The 18,370-nt window shown below is 69.3% G+C and carries 10 protein-coding genes and 1 tRNA gene; 9 read left to right on the forward strand and 2 right to left on the reverse strand.

What is annotated here, in order from left to right; translation table 11 throughout:
- Nucleotides 1-93: 93 nt before the first annotated feature.
- From tmk to A8713_RS17235, 8 genes are all read left to right on the forward strand, one after another.
- Nucleotides 94-3,516 (forward strand): dTMP kinase, encoded by a 3,423-nt coding sequence (gene tmk, locus A8713_RS17200; protein ID WP_064534377.1) that lies wholly within the window; start codon nucleotides 94-96, stop codon nucleotides 3,514-3,516.
- A gap of 280 nt (nucleotides 3,517-3,796) precedes the next feature.
- On the forward strand, nucleotides 3,797-5,002 hold the full coding sequence (locus A8713_RS17205; protein WP_064534378.1) for a DNA polymerase III subunit delta': 1,206 nt from the start codon (nucleotides 3,797-3,799) through the stop codon (nucleotides 5,000-5,002).
- Between the two features lie 121 nt (nucleotides 5,003-5,123).
- The gene (locus A8713_RS17210; RefSeq protein ID WP_064534379.1) at nucleotides 5,124-6,779 is read left to right on the forward strand and encodes an alpha/beta hydrolase; all 1,656 of its coding nucleotides are present in this window, start codon (nucleotides 5,124-5,126) and stop codon (nucleotides 6,777-6,779) included.
- Nucleotides 6,780-6,885: 106 nt separating this feature from the next.
- Nucleotides 6,886-6,962 (forward strand) — tRNA-Thr (locus tag A8713_RS17215).
- Between the two features lie 939 nt (nucleotides 6,963-7,901).
- Entirely contained in the window at nucleotides 7,902-9,377 is a 1,476-nt protein-coding gene (locus A8713_RS17220; RefSeq protein ID WP_064534380.1) for an ATP-binding protein, read from the forward strand.
- Between the two features lie 47 nt (nucleotides 9,378-9,424).
- Entirely contained in the window at nucleotides 9,425-12,214 is a 2,790-nt protein-coding gene (locus tag A8713_RS17225; RefSeq protein WP_064534381.1) for a Z1 domain-containing protein, read from the forward strand.
- A complete protein-coding gene (locus A8713_RS17230) occupies nucleotides 12,211-13,218 on the forward strand; it encodes a PD-(D/E)XK motif protein (protein WP_064534382.1) in 1,008 nt (335 codons plus the stop codon). The genes A8713_RS17225 and A8713_RS17230 overlap by 4 nt, the downstream gene beginning before the upstream one ends.
- Complete coding sequence (locus A8713_RS17235; RefSeq protein WP_064534383.1) at nucleotides 13,211-15,229, forward strand: AIPR family protein; 2,019 nt, start codon at nucleotides 13,211-13,213, stop codon at nucleotides 15,227-15,229. The genes A8713_RS17230 and A8713_RS17235 overlap by 8 nt, the downstream gene beginning before the upstream one ends.
- Nucleotides 15,230-15,258: 29 nt before the next feature.
- Here the strand turns inward: A8713_RS17235 and A8713_RS17240 are convergent, their stop codons facing one another.
- Entirely contained in the window at nucleotides 15,259-15,447 is a 189-nt protein-coding gene (locus A8713_RS17240) for an AbrB/MazE/SpoVT family DNA-binding domain-containing protein (RefSeq protein ID WP_064534384.1), read from the reverse strand.
- A gap of 85 nt (nucleotides 15,448-15,532) precedes the next feature.
- Between A8713_RS17240 and A8713_RS32380 the strand changes: the two genes are divergently transcribed.
- Complete coding sequence (locus A8713_RS32380; RefSeq protein ID WP_237305556.1) at nucleotides 15,533-16,033, forward strand: very short patch repair endonuclease; 501 nt, start codon at nucleotides 15,533-15,535, stop codon at nucleotides 16,031-16,033.
- On the opposite strand, the gene A8713_RS17245 is transcribed toward A8713_RS32380, so the two are convergent.
- Nucleotides 15,961-17,937 carry a DNA cytosine methyltransferase gene (locus tag A8713_RS17245; protein WP_237305401.1) on the reverse strand — a complete coding sequence of 659 codons (1,977 nt, stop codon included), beginning with the start codon at nucleotides 17,935-17,937 and terminating at the stop codon, nucleotides 15,961-15,963. The genes A8713_RS32380 and A8713_RS17245 overlap by 73 nt on opposite strands.
- Nucleotides 17,938-18,370: the final 433 nt, after the last annotated feature.

An 18,370-nucleotide genomic window follows, 5' to 3' on the forward strand; every position in this document is an offset into this window, starting at 1 on the left:
GCGACGCGCGCCCCGGCATCACACACATGCCGGGGCGCGCGTACGTTCGGGCGGTCACCACGTCCTGTCGGTGCGTCCCGATAGGCTGAACGCATGACGCGAGCCGAGCAGCCAACGGCCCACACTCCGGCCCCCGACGACGCACTGGTGACGGACTCCCGCGAGCGCGCCGTGCGTGCCCTGCTGCGCCGTCCTCAGCTGAAGCGGCTGTGGAGCGCGCAGCTGGTCGCGGGCGTGGGCGACACCCTGGCCCTCCTGGTGCTGGTCGCCCTGGTCCTCCAGGCGGCCGTCGCCCAGGGGTCCTTCGGCGGCGGCTACCGGGGCGCGGCGTTCGCAGTGGCGACCGTCTTCGGTGCGCGCATCGTGGCGACCGTCCTCTTCGGAGCGGTCCTCCTGGGCCCGCTCACCACCCTGACCGCGCCGGACGGCCCGCTCGACCGCCGCTGGACCATGGTCGGCGCGGACGGCGTACGCGCCGCGCTGCTGATCATCGCCCCGCTGTGGATCGACTGGACCCCGGCGAACGCACCGACGCTCCTCCTGGTCACCGTCTTCGTGACCGGGGCGGCCGAGCGGCTGTGGACGGTGTGCCGGGAGAGCGCGGCGCCCGCGCTGCTGCCCGCCCCGCCCCCCGAGGGCGCCACCGTGCGCCCCCTCCCCGACCACCTGGACGCCCTGCGCCGCCTGTCGCTGCGCACCACCTTCGCGGCGATCCCGCTCGCGGCCGTCGTCCTGGTCGTCGCCTCCCTGTTCAACAACCTCCTGGGCACCGGCGTCGCCTGGTTCGACCAGCACCAGGCCGCCCTCGGCGCATATGTCGCGGCCGGTCTGTTCGCCGCGTCCCTGTCCGTCCTCACCTACCTGGAGCTGCCCGGCACGCGCACCCCGCGCGCGCGGTCGCCGCTCGAAGGGCTGCGCCGTCCCAGGACGGCCACCGGCGTGGACAAGGGCCGCACCGGCGCCGTGCCGGTGCTCGTGCTCGCCTGCGCCGCCGTCGCCGGGGCGATCGCCGCGGCCGTCGCCGTCTGCGCGCTGCACGCCCGCGACCTGGGCGGCGGTCCGGTCCTCTTCGGCCTGGACGTGCTCGTCCTGACCGGCGGGGTCGCCGTCGGCATCCGTACGGCCCCCAAGGCGCTCGTCACGCTGTCGCGGCGCCGGCTGCTGGCGCTGGCCATCGCCCTCACCGGCATCGCCCTGCTCGCCGCCGGGCTCGTGCCCGACGTGACCACCGTCCTGCTGCTGCTCGCCCTGGCCGGGGTGAGCGCCGGCGTCGCCGCCAACGCGGGGCACACCGTCCTCGACCTGGAGACCGAGGACCAGCGCAGGCCGCGCATGGCCGGGCACCTGCACGCGGTGGTGCGGGTCGTGGTCGCCCTCGCCGCGCTGTGCGCCCCGGTGGTCGCCGCAGGCATCGGCCCGCACCGACTGGAGAACGGCCGGTTCGTCTTCGAGCACGGCGGCGCCGCCTTCACCCTGATGCTGGTCGGCGCGCTGCTGCTGCCGGTGGCCGCGCTGGTGCTGGCCAAGGTCGACGACCGCTCCGGCGTACCGCTGCGCAAGGACCTCGTCGACGCCCTGCGCGGCGGCGACGACCCCGTGACGGTGCCCGCCGCGACCGGCTTCTTCATCGCCCTGGAAGGCGGCGACGGCGCGGGCAAGTCCACCCAGGCAGAGGCGCTCGCCGACTGGATCCGGGCCAAGGGCCACGAGGTCGTCCTCACCCGTGAGCCGGGCGCCACGCCCGTGGGCAAGCGGCTGCGCTCGATCCTCCTGGACGTGTCCTCCCAGGGCCTGTCCCACCGCGCCGAGGCGCTGCTGTACGCCGCCGACCGCGCCGAGCACGTCGACACCGTCGTACGGCCCGCCCTGGAGCGCGGCGCCGTGGTGATCAGCGACCGGTACATCGACTCGTCCGTCGCCTACCAGGGCGCGGGCCGCGACCTGTCCCCGACGGAGATCGCCCGTATCTCCCGCTGGGCGACCGACGGGCTGGTGCCCCACCTCACCGTCCTCCTGGACGTCTCCCCGGAGACCGCCCGCGAGCGGTTCACGGAGGCGCCCGACCGGCTGGAGTCGGAGCCGGCCGAGTTCCACGCGCGCGTGCGCTCCGGATTCCTGGCGCTGGCCGCCGCCGACCCCGGCCGGTACCTGGTGGTGGACGCCGGCCAGGAGCCCGAGGCGGTCACCACCGTCGTCCGGGCCCGGCTCGACCAGATGCTGCCGCTGTCCGAGGCCGAGGTGAAGGCCCAGGAGGAGGCACGCCGCAAGGCCGAGGAAGAAGCGCGCCGCAAGGCCGAGGAGGAGGCCCGGCGCAAGGCCGAGGAGGAGCGCCTGGAGCGGGAGCGCCAGGAGCAGCTGGCCCGGCTGCGCGCCGAGGAGGAGGAGCGCAAGCGCCGCGAGCTGGAGGAGGCGCAGCGCCGCGAGGCCGAGCGCCAGGCGGAGGAGGCCAGGCAGCGCGCCGAGGAGGCGCGCCGCCGTGCCGAGGAGGAGCGCGCCCGGCTGCTCGCCGAGGAGCAGGCGCGCGCGGAGGCCGAGGCCCGGCGCAAGGCCGAGCAGGAGCGGCTGCGCAAGCAGGCCGAGGAGGAGGCCCGGCTGCGGGCCGAGGCCGAGGCGCTGCGCCTGGAGAAGCAGAAGAAGGCCGAGGAGGCGCTGCTGCGGGCCGAGGAAGCCCGGCGGGCGGCCGAGCAGGCCGCGGCGGCGGCGGCCTCGGGTCCGCGCCGCCCGGCCCCGCCCGCCGCGGCCGCCGTGCCGCCGTCGGACGCGGTGACCGTCCCGACGCCGGTGGTGTCCCCGGCCGACGCGCCGGACACCTCCGAGGCGTCGGACTCCCGGTCCTCCGCCTCGGCGGGCGCCCCGGCGGACGACGAGACGGCGGTGCTGCGGGCGGTGCGCGCGGACCGGAGCGACGCTCCGGGCGAAGGTGCCGACGCCCGGGAACCGGGTGCACGGGGTGCTTCCCGTGGCGCTGCCGGAAGGGACACCGAGCCGGAGTCCGAGCCGGAGTCCGAGGTGGAGGTCTCCGAGGCGGAGGTCACGGCCGAGCTGCCCCAGCCGGGGCGGTCCGGGCCGCCGTCGGCGCACGCCGGTCCGGCGGACGAGACGGCGGTGCTGCCGCAGATCCGCGCCGACGACGACGGCGAGGGCGCCGGTACCGGTGGCTCCGGCGCAGTCTCCGGTGCGTTCTCCGGCGAGGCCGACGAGACCGCGGTGCTGCCGCCGGTGCGGGACGCGGCTCCGGCGGACGTCCGGGGCGGCGACATCGCCGACCGGGTCCCGCCGGGCTTCTTCCGGGACGAGCGGCCGACGCCTCCCGTACGGCCCGACGGCTCCGACGACCGCACGCGCGAGCTGCCCCAGGTCGAGGCCGACACCGGCGCGCGGCGGCGGCCACGGCCGGACTGGGCCGAGGAGACACCGCTCGACGACCTGCCGACGCTGGCGGACGAGCTGCTCGGCCCGCGCCAGGACGAGCAGGAGGAGTACGGCGACGGCCGGGGCCGCGGACGCCGGGGCTGAGGCCGATGGCCGCGGGCGCGGGCGCCGGGGCCGAGGACGAGGGCCGGGGCCGCGGACGCCGGGGCTGCTCGGGACCGGCGGCCTCGCCGGTTCCCGTTGTCCCGGTCCCCGTTGTCCCGGTCCCCGTTGTCCCGGTCCCCGTTGTCCCGGTCCCCGTTGTCAGTGGGCACCCGCACAATGGATCCCGCACCACCACCAACAGGGCGAACACGAACAGGACGAAGGCGTGGCGAGCCATGACGAGGGCGCGGCGGACCGCGGCGGAAGGGCGGCGTGACCCATGAGCGTGTGGGACGACCTCGTCGGGCAGGAGAAGGTCGGCGAACAGCTGGGCGCCGCCGCCCGGGACGCCGACGCCCTGGTGACGGCGGTCACCTCCGGCACCGCACCGCCGGAGGCGTCGAGGATGACGCACGCGTGGCTGTTCACCGGGCCGCCCGGCGCGGGGGTCGTCCAGACGGCGCGGGCCTTCGCCGCCGCGCTCCAGTGCGTCAGCCCGGACCGCGCCCTCGGCGGGACCCCCGGCTGCGGCTTCTGCGACGGCTGCCACACAGCGCTGATCGGTACGCACGCCGACGTCTCCACGGTCGCCGCGGTCGGCACCCAGATTCTCGCCGACGACATGCGGGACACCGTCCGCAAGTCGTTCACCTCACCCGCCAACGGCCGCTGGCAGGTGATCCTGGTCGAGGACGCCGAGCGGCTGAACGAGAAGTCGGCCAACGCCGTCCTGAAGGCCGTCGAGGAACCGGCTCCCCGGACGGTGTGGCTGCTGTGCGCTCCCTCCATCGAGGACGTCCTGCCCACGATCCGCTCCCGCTGCCGCCACCTGAACCTGCGCACCCCCTCGGTGGACGCCGTGGCCGACATGCTCGTACGCCGGGACGGCGTCGAACCCGGCGTCGCCGCCGCGGCCGCCCGTGCCACCCAGGGGCACGTCGACCGGGCCCGCCGCCTGGCCACCGACCCGGCCGCGCGCGAGCGCCGCGCCACCGTGCTGCGGCTGCCGCTCCGCCTCGACGACATCGGCGGCTGCCTCAAGGCCGCCCAGGAACTGGTCGACGCCGCGGCGGACGACGCGAAGGCGCTCGCGGAGGAGACGGACGTCAAGGAGACCGAGGAGCTGAAGGCGGCGCTGGGCGCGGCCCAGGGCGGCCGGCTGCCGCGCGGTACGGCGGGTGTGATGAAGGACCTGGAGGACAAGCAGAAGCGCCGCCGCACCCGTACGCAGCGCGACAGCCTCGACCTCGCGCTGACCGACCTGACCGCCCTCTACCGCGACGTCCTCGCCCTCCAGCTCGGCTCGCGGGTGGCGATCGCCAACGCGGACGTGGAGGACACCCTGGACCGGGTCGCCCGGGGCAGCACCCCGGAGTCCACGCTGCGCCGCATAGAAGCGATCGCCGCCTGCCGCGAGGCCCTCGACCGCAATGTGGCCCCGCTGCTCGCGGTGGAGGCGATGACGATGGCCCTGAGGGCAGGCTGACGGACCCGACGGCGCCGACGGACCCGAGGGAGCCGCCCCACCGCCCACGGGGACATCACTCGTACGGGGCACGACACGCACGTAGCGCACCCGCGCGGTCGCGCAGAGTTACGCTCGCCAGATGTACTTCAGGCGCGCCCCTCGTCCGAGCACTCCCCCTGTCACGTCTGCGAACAGTTCTCCGCCCGCACCCCGGACCCGCCCCGGCGGCTCCCGCCCCGCTCTCCTCGCCCTCCTCTCCGGGCTCTCCGCCGCCGCCCTGCTGGTCTCGGGCTGCTCCGCGGGCGAGGCGCGGCAGCAGCAGGCCGCTCCGGCGGCGGACGCGGTGCTGGCCGCGCTGCCGCGTTCCACCCCGGCCGCGCTGATGCCGTACTACGAGCAGAAGCTGACCTGGCGCGACTGCGGGGCGCCCGGTTTCCAGTGCGCCACGATGAAGGCGCCGCTCGACTACGCGCAGCCCTCGCAGGGCGACGTGCGGCTGGCGGTGGCCAGGAAGAAGGCCACGGGGCCCGGCAGCAGGCTGGGTTCGTTGCAGGTGAACCCGGGCGGACCGGGCGGCTCGGCCATCGGCTACCTCCAGCAGTACGCGGGCCTCGGCTACCCCGCCGAGATCCGCGCCCGCTACGACATGGTGGCGATGGACCCGCGCGGCGTGGCCCGCAGCGAGCCCGTCGAGTGCCTCGGCGACCGGGACATGGACACGTACACGCAGACCGACGTCACTCCCGACGACGGGAAGGAGACCGACGCGCTGGTGGGCGCGTACCGCACGTTCGCCGAGGGCTGCGGCGCCCACGATCCGCGGCTGCTGCGGCACGTCTCCACGGTCGAGGCGGCCCGCGACATGGACGTCCTGCGCGCGGTGCTCGGCGACAAGAAGCTGACGTACGTGGGGGCGTCGTACGGGACGTTCCTGGGAGCGACGTACGCCGGTCTGTTCCCGGACCGGGCGGGCCGCCTGGTGCTGGACGGCGCGATGGACCCGTCCCTGCCCGCGAGCCGGATGAACCTCGACCAGACGGCGGGCTTCGAGACCGCCTTCCAGTCCTTCGCCAAGGACTGCGTGCGCCAGAGCGACTGCCCGCTCGGCGGCCGGGGCACCACACCGGCGCAGGCGGGCGACCACCTGGCGGCCTTCTTCCGCAAGCTCGACGCCCACCCGATCCCCGCCGGTGACACCAAGGGCCGCAAGCTCGGCGAGGCGCTCGCCACCACCGGCGTGATCGCCGCGATGTACGACCAGTCCGCCTGGCCGCAACTGCGCGGCGCCCTGAACGCGGCGATGAAGAACAGCGACGGCGCCCCCCTGCTGGCCCTGTCCGACAGCTACTACGAACGCGACTCCAGCGGCCGCTACACCAACCTGATGTACGCCAACGCCGCCGTGAACTGCCTCGACCTCCCCGCGGCGTACTCCACCCCCGCCGAGGTGGAGAAGGCCCTGCCCGCCTTCGAGAAGGCATCCCCCGTCTTCGGCCGGGGCCTGGCCTGGGCCTCCCTGAACTGCGCGTACTGGCCGGTGAAGCCCACCGGCGGCCCGCACCGCATCGAGGCCAAGGGCGCGGCGCCCATCGTGGTGGTCGGCACCACCCGCGACCCGGCCACCCCCTACCGCTGGGCCCAGGGCCTGTCCGCCCAGCTCGCCTCCGCCCGCCTCCTCACCTTCGACGGCGACGGCCACACCGCCTACGGCCGCGGCAGCCGCTGCATCGACTCCGCCGTCGACACCTACCTCCTCCAGGGCACCCCGCCCGCCCAGGACAAGCACTGCTCCTGACCACCCGCACCCGCCCCGGCCCTCGCCCCCGGGGCGGGTACGAAGCACCCCCGGAAACTGTGTAGACTTGCCGACGTTGCCGATCGCACCATGGTGCGGTCAGCACGCCGCTTTAGCTCAGATGGCCAGAGCAACGCACTCGTAATGCGTAGGTCTCGGGTTCGAATCCCGAAAGCGGCTCCATGGTGAACCCCAGGTCAAGCCTTTGACCTGGGGTTTCTTGGTGTTATTGGCCTTGGAAGCTGGGTAAATCGGGCCCTGTCTGTCTGTGCATCGTAATGCGTAGGTCGGAAGTTCGTTTCTGTGACGAGATCGACGAACCAAGGCTCTGAACTGGTCTTTTGCCTGCTCATAGGGGAGAGGTCAGGCTGGCGCAACGGGTCCCGGTGGACAACCGGTGGACAGCCGTGCGTGAAACTCCGTCAGAGGCTTTCGTCACTCCCTGGCCAACGGGTGGGATTTACCGGTCTCCGAGAGGGCCGCAGGCGGCGTCGGGACTGTTTGGTTCTGACATGAATCGATGGCGAGGAGGTCAGATCAGATCACGGACGCGCGCGTGCGCGTGGGTCGTTAGGATGCGCACCGGCGATGCCGAGTACATGGCCAGCCGGGCGTCGAGCGCTGTCTCCCACTGCTAAGTCAGCCCGATCATGAGGCGCTTGCACGTGCCAAGGGTGACAGGGCATAGCCGTTCCTGCCCGTCCTCGTCTGCTCGGTCGACCAGTTGCGAAGTGACGCAGCCGCAGTGCCGGGATCCGCCCGGAATACCGGCCGCGGCGAGGCGATACCGCTGCCGGTCAGCAACTCGTAAGCGCCGTGGATCCACACGGAACGGCGGACGGATTCGGGCGGGTGATCTTCGCGTCCTCCGCCCAGGCAACCAAGCGGCGTACGTGTTGTTCCTCGCGAAGTTGGCGGACGGCCCTCCACAGAGATCACCTACGTTAGACGAGACCCGTTCGGTAGGATGCTCCGAACGGGGGGATGTCGGCTGGCGTGGGACGAGTTGCAGCACACTCACCACGCGAAGCCCGAGAAGTCCTGCCGCATGCCGCTCCCTGGAGCACACAGGCGAACCAACCGCACAGGACTGACCGGATACACCGGGTACGGAGCGTGAAGATGGACTTCGACGTCGCCGCTCCCGACCCTGCTGGCATGGTGGCGTCGCTCAGTTCGCTCGGTTACTCGCTTCCCGCCGCCGTCGCAGACCTTGTGGACAACAGTGTCTCGGCTAAGGCCCGGAACATCGACGTCGACTTCACATGGGACGGACAGAGCTCCTGGATCGCTGTGACGGACGACGGCAGGGGGATGACGGAGCCCGAGCTTGTGACCGCCATGACGGTGGCGGCCCGCGGTCCGTCAGCCGAGCGGAGTGCCACGGATCTCGGCCGTTTCGGTGTGGGGCTGAAGTCCGCCTCGTTCTCCCAGTGCCGCAAGCTCACCGTCGCCACGGTCAGGGACGGAAGTTGGCACGTCCGGACGTGGGACCTCGACGTCGTGGAGCACTACAAGGAGTGGCGGCTCCTCCGTGACCCCGGCGATACGACCACCACCCTGCTGCGTCGGATCGCGGGAAGCATGCAGCACGGGACCGTCGTCCTGTGGAAGCAGCTCTCCGGCTACCACAACACCGCCGTGACCAATGACGACGAAAAGACGCAGGCCCAGTTCTACGCGGAGGCGGAGCGTACCGAAGCCCACCTTGCGATGGTCTTCGCCCGTTTCCTGCAGCGTCCGGCCCGGTGCCGGATCCGGGTACGTGGCTCCGACCTCTCCCCGTGGGACCCGTTTCTGTCCAAGCACCCGTCGGTCCAGCGGATCCCCTGGGAGCCTCTACCGCTGGGATCGGAGTCGGTGCGCGTGGAGCCCTTCGTCCTCCCGACGGCACAGCGGCTCTCGGCAGCCGAATACGAGTCGGCTGCCGGGCAGAAGGGATGGCTGGGGCAGCAGGGGTTCTATGTCTACCGCCGTGACCGCCTGATCCTGGCCGGTGACTGGCTCGGGATTCGCGGCCTCCGACGCGAGGAGAAGTACAACCTCGCGCGGATCGCTGTGGACATCCCTGCGGAGGCCGACACCGCCTGGGGCGTGGACGTGCGCAAAGCGAGCGTCGTTCCACCCGTCTCCTTGCGGCGTCACCTGGAGAGGATCGCCAGGTACACGCGCGAGGCGGCCTCCCGCTCCGCACGACAGCGTGGTCAAGTCGTGTCGCGGGCGCACGGTGACCCCCTGAAGTTCGCCTGGAACGTGAAACGCAACGGCGGCCGGATCGTTCTGCGCATCAACAGAAAACACCCCTTGGTGAAAGCAGCGATGGACGACCAAGGCGGCAACCCGGACGTCGTCCGCTCGATGATCCGCCTCCTTGAGGAGACGGTCCCGGTCACGGCGCTCCGCATGCTCCACGAGACAGACACGGTCGACGACCCCGAACCCTTCGGCGGTCCGGGGCCGGCCGCTCCGGAGACCGTCGACATCGCCCGCCAGGTGTACGAAGCACTCCTTGGGCAGGGCCGCTCGCCTGAGGATGCCCGGGCAGTACTCAGCTCCATGTCCCCCTTCGACGAGCAACAAGGTTTCTGGAACTCCTGACACCTGGTAGTCCCCACGCCCAACCGACCCGGCCGCAGGAGGTCGCTGTGAGCACCACCCCCGAAGACAGTCTCGAGAAGGCCGAGCAGACCGCGGTGCTGCTCCTGCCCGGTGACCGCCAGGCAACGCCGGCCGAGGTGGACTTCGCCGTGAACACCGCGGTCAGCATCCTCGCTGCCCAAGGGATCACAGTGGAGCGGGACCAAGTGCGGAAAGTGCTCGAGGCCCGGGCCTCCGTGTTCCAAGCCGATTCCTCCGCGATGAAGGACGACGACGGGCACGTACCTTGGCTCGCCGACGCGAAGGCCGACCGGAAGTGGGACTTCTGGGACCGCTACCGACGCTACCTCCTGACCGTCTCCAAGCTCCCGACGCAGGTCGTACGCCGACTCGACCAGAGCACCGACGACGTCCTCGGTGAGCTGGAAGACCCTCAGCGGGAAGGCGTCTGGCGCCGGACCGGGCTCGTGATCGGACAGGTCCAGTCCGGCAAGACGGGGCAGTTCATCGGGCTCGCCGCGAAGGCAGCTGACGCCGGCTACCGGCTCATCGTGGTGTTCGCCGGGATCCACAACGACCTGCGGAGCCAGACGCAGCTCCGTATCGACGAGGGGCTCCTCGGGTTCGACACCCAGTACCAGTTCCGCTCGGACGATGACGCGCATCGTCATATCGGTGTTGGCGCGATGTCGCACGGCAAGCGTCTGAAGGCCGCGTCGCTCACCACCAGTCACGAGAAGGGGGACTTCGCCCGCAAGACGGCGGTCTCCGCGAACGTGCCAGTGGGCAGCGTTCCGGTGGTCCTCGTGGTCAAGAAGAACCGGCGGATCATCGACAACCTGCGGGACTGGGTGATCGACAACCACGGTGTGGAGGACCCGGAGACCGGTCGGATGGTCGTTCCCGACCTCCCCTTGTTCGTGATCGACGACGAAGCCGACAACGCCGGGGTGAACACCTCCAAGGACCCCGACACCAACCCGTCGGCGATCAACAAGGCCATCAGGCGGTTGGTCAACAGCTTCACGAAGGCGTCCTACGTCGGCTACACCGCGACCCCCTTCGCGAACATCTACATCAGCCCTGACACGGACCACGACGAGCTGGGCCCCGACCTCTTCCCGGAGAGTTTCATCCGCACCCTGCGGGCGCCGTCCAACTACCTCGGTCCCGAGCGGGTCTTCGGTCTGCAGACCGACGGCGACGAGGAGGACATCGTGCCGCTGCCGCTCATGAGGCACATCAAGGACACGGACCTCTGGCTGCCGGACAAGCACAAGTCCTACCACCAGGTTCCCGACTTCCTGCCGGAGTCGCTGCAGCGAGCCATTCGGTCCTTCGTCCTGACCTGCGCGGCACGTCGAGCACGGGGGCAGGTCGCCGTGCACAACTCCATGCTGGTGCACGTGACCCGCTTCACCGCCGTACAGCAGCAGGTCCGCGACCAGATCGACGCCCATGTGCGTCTGCTTTTCGACGTTCTCCAGGACCGGTTCAGCAGTGCCCGGGAAGAACTCGAGGAAGAGCTGCGGGAGCTCTGGGATGAGGACTTCGTCCCCTGCACCGAGGACATGACCGGGGGCAGGCTCGACTGGGAGGACGTCGAACCGCATCTCCACGCAGCCCTTGCGAAGATCACCGTCATGGCTGTCAACGGTGCCGCGAAGGACGCTCTCCAGTACTACGAGCGCCGGGAGACCGGCCTGTCGGTCATCGCCGTGGGCGGCGAGAAACTCTCCCGCGGTCTGACCCTCGAAGGGCTGTCGGTCAGCTACTACCTGCGTGCCTCCAAGACGTACGACACCCTGCTGCAGATGGGTCGCTGGTTCGGTTACCGTCCCCACTACGAGGACCTGTGCCGCCTGTACACGACACGTACGCTGCAGCGCCAGTACGCGGAGATCACCGCGGCCACCGACGAACTCCGGCGCGACGTCGAGGAGATGTCCGCGGTGGGACTCACCCCACGCGAGTACGGTCTCAAGGTCAGGACCTCGTCGCTCGGCCTCGGCATCACGGCCTCCAACAAGATGAGGCAGGGCACACGTGTCCGCCTCAGTTACTCCGGTGAGCTTCCCGAGACGACCATCTTTGACCTTTCCGAGAAGGTGGTCCGCCACAACCACGATCTGCTCGACACGTTCGTCGCGCGGCTCGATGCGCTCTCTGCCGGGAAGGTAGACGAGCGGAGCGGGAGCATTACCTGGAGTGGCGTCGCAGCCTCGGACGTCACCGAGGGTTTCCTCGACTCCTACCTCACCGACCGGCAGGCCCAGCGGGTGCGGCCGGCCTTCATCGCGGAGTACGTACGCCAGTGTGCCAAGCAGGGTGAGTTGGGCAACTGGACGATCCGCCTGGCCAGCCGACTGCCCGAGGGAGCGGCGGCCGAGATCGCAGGCCATTCCGTCGGCCTCATCACGCGCAGCCACTCCAAGTCCTCGGACGTTGTTCCCGGCCGCTACACGATCAAGCGCGTACTCAGCCCCGCCGACGAACTCTGCGACCTGACAGACGAGCAGAAGGAGCGCGCGCTGAAGGACACGAAGGAGGCCGCGAGGGGGAAGCTCAACAGGAAGGGCGAGCCGCTCGCCCCCGACACTCCCCGCGGTCGGCCCCTGCGTAATCAGCGCCGCTCTGACCAGCCGTTGCTTCTGCTGTATCCCCTCAGCCCTGCCGAGGTGGCCAAGGCGTCAGGGGACCCCGAGCCGGTCGCCCCGCTGGTCGGGTTCGCCATCAGTTTCCCGTTCTCCAGCCACCAGTTGAAGACCGAGTACGTGGTGAACGACATCTGGTTCAAGCAGGACTTGGAGTTCGACGACTTCGAGGACGAAGAGTGATCGACGAGAGTGTGTGGCAGGAGCTGGAGGCCCACCAGCAGACCCCGGGCAGGTCCACCCGGCGGCTCCACCCCGACTCCCAGCACGACATCCAGGTGTCGGTGACGCACCCCGCCCTCCGGCGGATGCTGCTGCTCGGCACGGACGCCAGGACCGCCGACACCGTACGTCAGGAGATCCACGAACTGCCTGCCACCCGTGGCCTGCAGCTGAACCTGTCGTCGGTGTCCGGCAACCACTACGAGCTCCAGGTCATGCTCACCGACGACGAACTCACGGAGGTGTTCACCCCGCTCGTCTCCGACATCGCAGAGGTGGTGCGGGACGCACCGACCACCGAGACGGCGGCGGAGGCCGCGGTTCGCCGCTACGTCCGGTGGCAGCAACTGCTGCGCTCCGTATCGCGCGACGGCCTGTCCCGACAGGCCCGGTGCGGTCTCTTCGGCGAACTCCACTTCCTCCTTGAGTACGTACTTCCGGCTGTGGACCAGCACACGGCCGTCAGCTCTTGGACGGGCCCTCGGCAGACGAACCAGGACTTCCAGCTGCCCGGCGCCGCGGTCGAGGTGAAGACGACCACAGCCCGCTCTCCCCGGACGGTCCAGATCGCGAGTGAGCGGCAGCTGGACACGGCCGACTCGACGCCCCTCGCACTGGCTCATGTCGTCCTCGACGACCGGCAAAGTGGGCTCGGCAGGAGTCTGAACGCCTTGGTGGACGAGATACGGGCCCGTCTGACCTCACCGTCCGCCGCCCAGCGCTTCGAGAGTCTGCTGGTCCAAGCCGGCTATCTGCCGAATCAGCGGGACCTCTACGACCACGATCGTTACACCCTGCGTCGCAGCGAGTTCTGGACGGTCGGGGAGGGTTTCCCCCGCATCATCGAGGCCGAACTGCCGCCTGGGGTGGGCAACTGCACCTACACCATCGACGTGTCGGCACTGACCGCCCACAGCGTGACCGCCGAGACACTCGTCGACCTGATCCGAGGAACCCATGGCTGAGCACGACCTCCACGACTACTCACGCGCGCTGGTGACCGACATCCAGGCGCTGGCGGACGCCGAGGGCGGCTCGATCCCGAACACATTCACCCAGCACGTACTCGAGATCCTCGAGGAGGCCGGGGTGGTCACCGACGCTGCGCTCGCCTACCACTCCTCCCGTGGGCTAGAGATCTACGGCTACGGCCTGCCCGAGGACGGGTCCAGCCTCGATCTCTACACCACCGACTTCAACCTGACCCCGATGAGCAGCAAGCTGACCAAGGCCGAGTCCGACAGGCTCTTCCGCAGGCTGTTCGCGTTCGTGGGCAAGCACGCGGCCATCCGCCCCAACCAGGAGGACAACACCGACGTGCACGACATGTGCGTCGGTGTGGAGAAGGCACTGTCGAACGTTCCGAAGATCCGCCTCTTTCTCCTGAGCAACCGGGTCAGCACGACGAGTGCCCCGGGACCCGGGGAGTTCGAGGGGATCCCTGTCACACACGAGCTCTGGGACCTTGCGCGGCTCCACAGGCACGAGACCTCCGGGAGCATCGGCGAGCCCATCAAGGTGACCTTCGAGCGTCCTCTTCCGTGCCTGGCGGCGCACAGCGACGAGCCGAACTACTCGGTCGTCTTGGCCGTCATCCCCGGCCGGCAGCTTGCCGAACTGTACAAGGAGCACCGGACCCGGCTGCTCGAACTCAACGTCCGGTCCTTCCTCCAGACCCGTGGTGGCGTGAACAAGGGCATCCGCGAAACCCTGCTGAAGGATCCGAGCCGCTTCCTCGCCTACAACAACGGCGTGACCGCCACCGCCTCGGACGTGGACTTCGAGACCGACGAGCACGGCAGTCCCGTCGCCATCAGGAGTATGACCGGCCTCCAGATCGTCAACGGCGGCCAGACCACCGCCTCGCTGCACCACGTCCTGACTCATGACAAGCGGGACCTGGACGGGGTCCACGTGCAGATGAAACTCACGATCGTCGATCCCGCGTACCTGTCCGAGATCGTTCCGAGGATCTCCCAGTACTCCAACACCCAGAACAAGGTGACGTTGGTCGACTTCAGCTCGAACCACGAGTTCCACGTCGCCTTCGAGCGTGTCTCCCGCAGCCTGTGGGCTCCTGCGACCGACGGCAGCGGTCAGGAGACGCGATGGTTCTACGAGCGGGCGCGGGGACAGTACACCGACAAGTCCGCCGAGCACGAGACCCGCGCCGCCCAGCGCAAGTTCAAGCTGATCACGCCGAGTCGGCAGAGATTCAGCAAGTCCGACCTGGCCACCTTCGTGCACTCCTGGGAGCAGCTCCCGTACTGGGTGAGTCGCGGTGCCCAGAAGAACTTCGGCCACTTCATGGAGCGGATCGAGAAGTCCGATCCCGTCGTGGACGTGCAGTACTGCAAGCGCGCCATAGCCACCGCCATCCTCTTCCAGGCTGCCGACCGGATCGCCCGTGCGCACTCTGCCGGCAGCCACAAACGACTGATCACGACCTACACGGTCGCCCGGCTCTCGCTCGCCGCCGAGAAGCGGATCGACCTCGACAGGATCTGGAACGAGCAGGGCACCACGGACGCCCTGGAGGACGCCCTCGACGAGCTCTGTCCCTTGATCATGGAGACGGTGATCTCCGGCGACCGGCACGTGTCGGAGTGGGCGAAGAAGCCCGACTGCTGGGACGAGGTTTCCCGCATCCCGTGGACGCTCCCTGATGCGCTGACCGCCGAACTCACGACCGAACCCTTCGAGATTGCCTCCCCCGAGAGCACCGAGTCCGACGAGGCCGAAGCCGCCGTCGAGGACATCCCCAGCGAGGAGTGGCAGGCTCTCGCGGACTGGGCCCGCGAAGGCCGGCTCCTGCGCGCCGTGGACAGGCAGCTCGCCGACCGTGTCGCGCAGCGGCTCTCCCAGGGGCGACGGGTCACCGGGGCCCAGGCCAGGCAGGCGATGGAGGTCTACGAAGAGGCCCTGCGGCATGGGTTCCACCCCTCGCCTGTCGGCCTCGACCACGAGACCGCGTGAGAGCGCCAGTCCCGGCACCGGGGCTGGCGCTACAGGGTTCCCTCTGCCAACAGGTCGTTGATCGCGTCTTCTGCACGTCTCAGCACGATGCGCCCGTCCCCGTCGCTGAACACGAGCAGCTTGGTGCCCGGGCTGATGCCTGCTTCGGCGAGGATCCCGAGCGGGATCTCCACACGGCCGGCCCTGTCGACGTCGAGTTCTGCAGGTTCTCGGATCACCTAGGTCAGTCTGCCACCCGGAGCACGCCCACGGCATGACCGCCCAAGGTGGAAGCATGGCCTCGTGAGCACACACGAAGGATGGGTGAGCACGCCCTGGAGCGCACAGCTGAGAGGCCGCCGCGTACGGGACACCGGGCCGGAGAAGACCCTTAGGAGCGCCGTCCACGCCCTCGGGCTCCGCTTTCGGCTGCACCGTGAGGTCGCTCCCCGCTGCACGGCGGACTTCGTGCTGCCCCGGTACTCCGTCGCGGTCTTCGTCGACGACTGCTTCTGGCACGGCTGCCCCTCCCACGGCACGCGGCGTTTCCGAGGGCCGAACGCCTCGCGCTGGGAAACCAAGATCACGACCAACATGGAAAGGGACGCCAGGAACACCGAAGCGGCGAGAGACGCCGGATGGACCGTAGTGCGCATCTGGGAGTGTGAGGTCAGGGCCGACGCCGGGCGGGCCGCCGAGCGCATCGCCCACGCCGCACACCGCAGCGTCCCAGTTCTCCCGGGAGGGCCCTGTCAGCCTGTGGTTACCGCAACATCCAAGGTGGCTTCGGTTCCCTCGTCCTCCTGCGGACGGGTCGGGCAGTAGTCGCTCAGCGGGCAGCTTCCACAGACGGGCTGCTTGTCACGACAAAGGTTCTCGCCGATGAACCTGATGGCGGCCATGCGCACCGGTGCGTCCCGGCCAGCGCCGAGAAGCTTGATGAGGCTGAGCCGACCCTCGGTCAGCCGGTTGGTCAGGTGCGATTCGTTCTGCTGAACCCTCGCAGCCACCCGCAACGCACTCTGGCCGACCAGCATTATGTCGCCGCCGGCCAGCAGCCTGAACAACGCGAGCTCAGCCGGCTTGAGCCCCATCACCTTGCTGTGATCAAGAACCGAATCCGCGTTCACCCAGATCTCGGGCTTGTCGACGACCGGACTGAGCCTGCCCTCCAGACGCTTGCGGAGTGCTGTTGTCGGCGCCGCGTTCACGAGGGCGAGATAGACGTCCTGCGTCAGTTCCCTGTGCCCAGCGACCTCGTCCATCACGTCGGAGAGCTGCTTCGGCTGCAGCTTGCTTCCCGAGAGCACCGCCATGACGAGAGCCCCGAGCGGCTTCATCTTCCGGCCACCGGGGAACTGGTACCACTGCTTGCCCGCACGGTGCTCCTTGGCCCAGCGGGTCAGTTCCTCACGTACCTTCGGCCACTTGTCCGCGGCCTCGTCCCCGGCGGGTACATTTTGCGGCAGGAGAACCCGGGCCGCGGCTTCGCCCAACAGCGGGGGAACCGCGTTGCCAATCTGGCGGAAGGCGTCGCTCCGCGTGCCCGCGAACCGAAAGCGGTCCGGGAAGGTCTGGATCCTCGCGGCTTCACGCACGGTCAGCGTTCGCGCCTCTTCAGGATGGATGTACCAGTAACCGTCCTTGGCGATGTGCGCGGTGATGGTGCGGCTCAGTTCCTTCCAGTCCAGCTTCTTGTACTTGTCGGTGAATTGCTTCGCGTCGTACCTCTGGAAATCCTTCTCGTCCTCTTCCAGTTTCTCTTCAAGCTTGGAGTAGAGGGTTTTGGAATCCATGACCGTGAAGATCCTGAAGTCGTCCTCACGAACCCGCCGCGTCATGTGGTCGTGAATTACACCCTTGTCTGCCCTTCTGCGCATCTCTTTGGCGAAGGAAGACGGCTTCGGCTCCTGCTCCTCTTCGTAGTCGCCGACTCGGGCACCTACCGCTTTCAAAGCCTCCGGATTGAGTGCAGGAAGGTCACCGATGGCATCCCGAAGGGTGGTCTGTTTCTTCGGCTTGCTCCACACGAAGCCGCCACCGTCTCTCCGTGCGAGGAGGATCAGACGCTTCCTGTGCTGCGGCACGCGATAGTTCCACGCATCGACGAGACGCACCTGGGTCACATACCCAAGACTCTCCAGCTTTGCCTCGATGATGCGGATCACGCTGAAGTCATCGCCAAGCCCCATGTCAGGGACGTTCTCCATGAGGACGGCACGTGGAAGGAGTCGCTCCACCACGTCGACGTAGGCGCGCCAGAGTTCCTTACGCAGATCGTGCGGGTCGCGGTTGTGGTACTCGACCAAGTGCCGGATCTTGCTGCGTCCGGCACGACTGAACGGCTGGCAGGGGGGGCCTCCCGCCACAATGTCGATATCGGCTCCGGAGTCCAGGATTCGCTGGACGAATTCGCCTCGCTGGTCGTCATCGCCGAGGTCGGCACAAAGACTCATTCCCGGAAAGTTCGCTGCATGCGTCTCGCGAGCCCGCTCGTCGAAGTCCACGGCCGCAGCGGTGGTCCATCCGGCTCGTTCAAGGCCCAGGCTCAGCCCGCCGGCGCCCGAGAAGAGGTCGACAGCTAGGCGTTTACCCTTTCCGTAGCCGGACTGGACCCATTTCCTGAAGTCGTCCGGCTCACAGTGGTGCCTGTGCTTGTCCAGTTTGAGGTAGTCGCTCCGCTCCAGGGGCACGCCATACGTGCTTTTTGCCCCCTTCTCCTTCGCCACGACCCACTCCTCCGTACCTGACGACCTGAACGACCTCCAGGAGATCACGCACGACGCTGCGAAGGCAAGGCTTCCGGCCGGTCTACGCCGCCGTAAAGCCTCGTCTGTCACGCGGGTGACCTGCCTGGTGAACACCGCTGTCCACTCACCGTACCCATTGGTAACTTGATGCAGTGTTCTACTCTGAGCCACCCCATGTTAGAGGACACCGCTTGGGCTGCTCCTCGAGACCACCCTGTTCCGGTTGCGATACGTCCACGAACGTCATCTGTCTCAACGAACCCCCGGACCAGAAGACACGTTCGATCACGGGCTCTGCCCCGTTCATCGGGCGTCGGGTGCTGTAGCCACCTTGAACCCCCGTCCCGGCACACGTGCTGCCCAAATCTCCTGAGCAGCGTCTCCAGAGCCCTCCCCGCCGTTAAGATCGTAG

The organism is Streptomyces sp. SAT1 (assembly GCF_001654495.1).
Taxonomy (GTDB): domain Bacteria; phylum Actinomycetota; class Actinomycetes; order Streptomycetales; family Streptomycetaceae; genus Streptomyces; species Streptomyces andamanensis.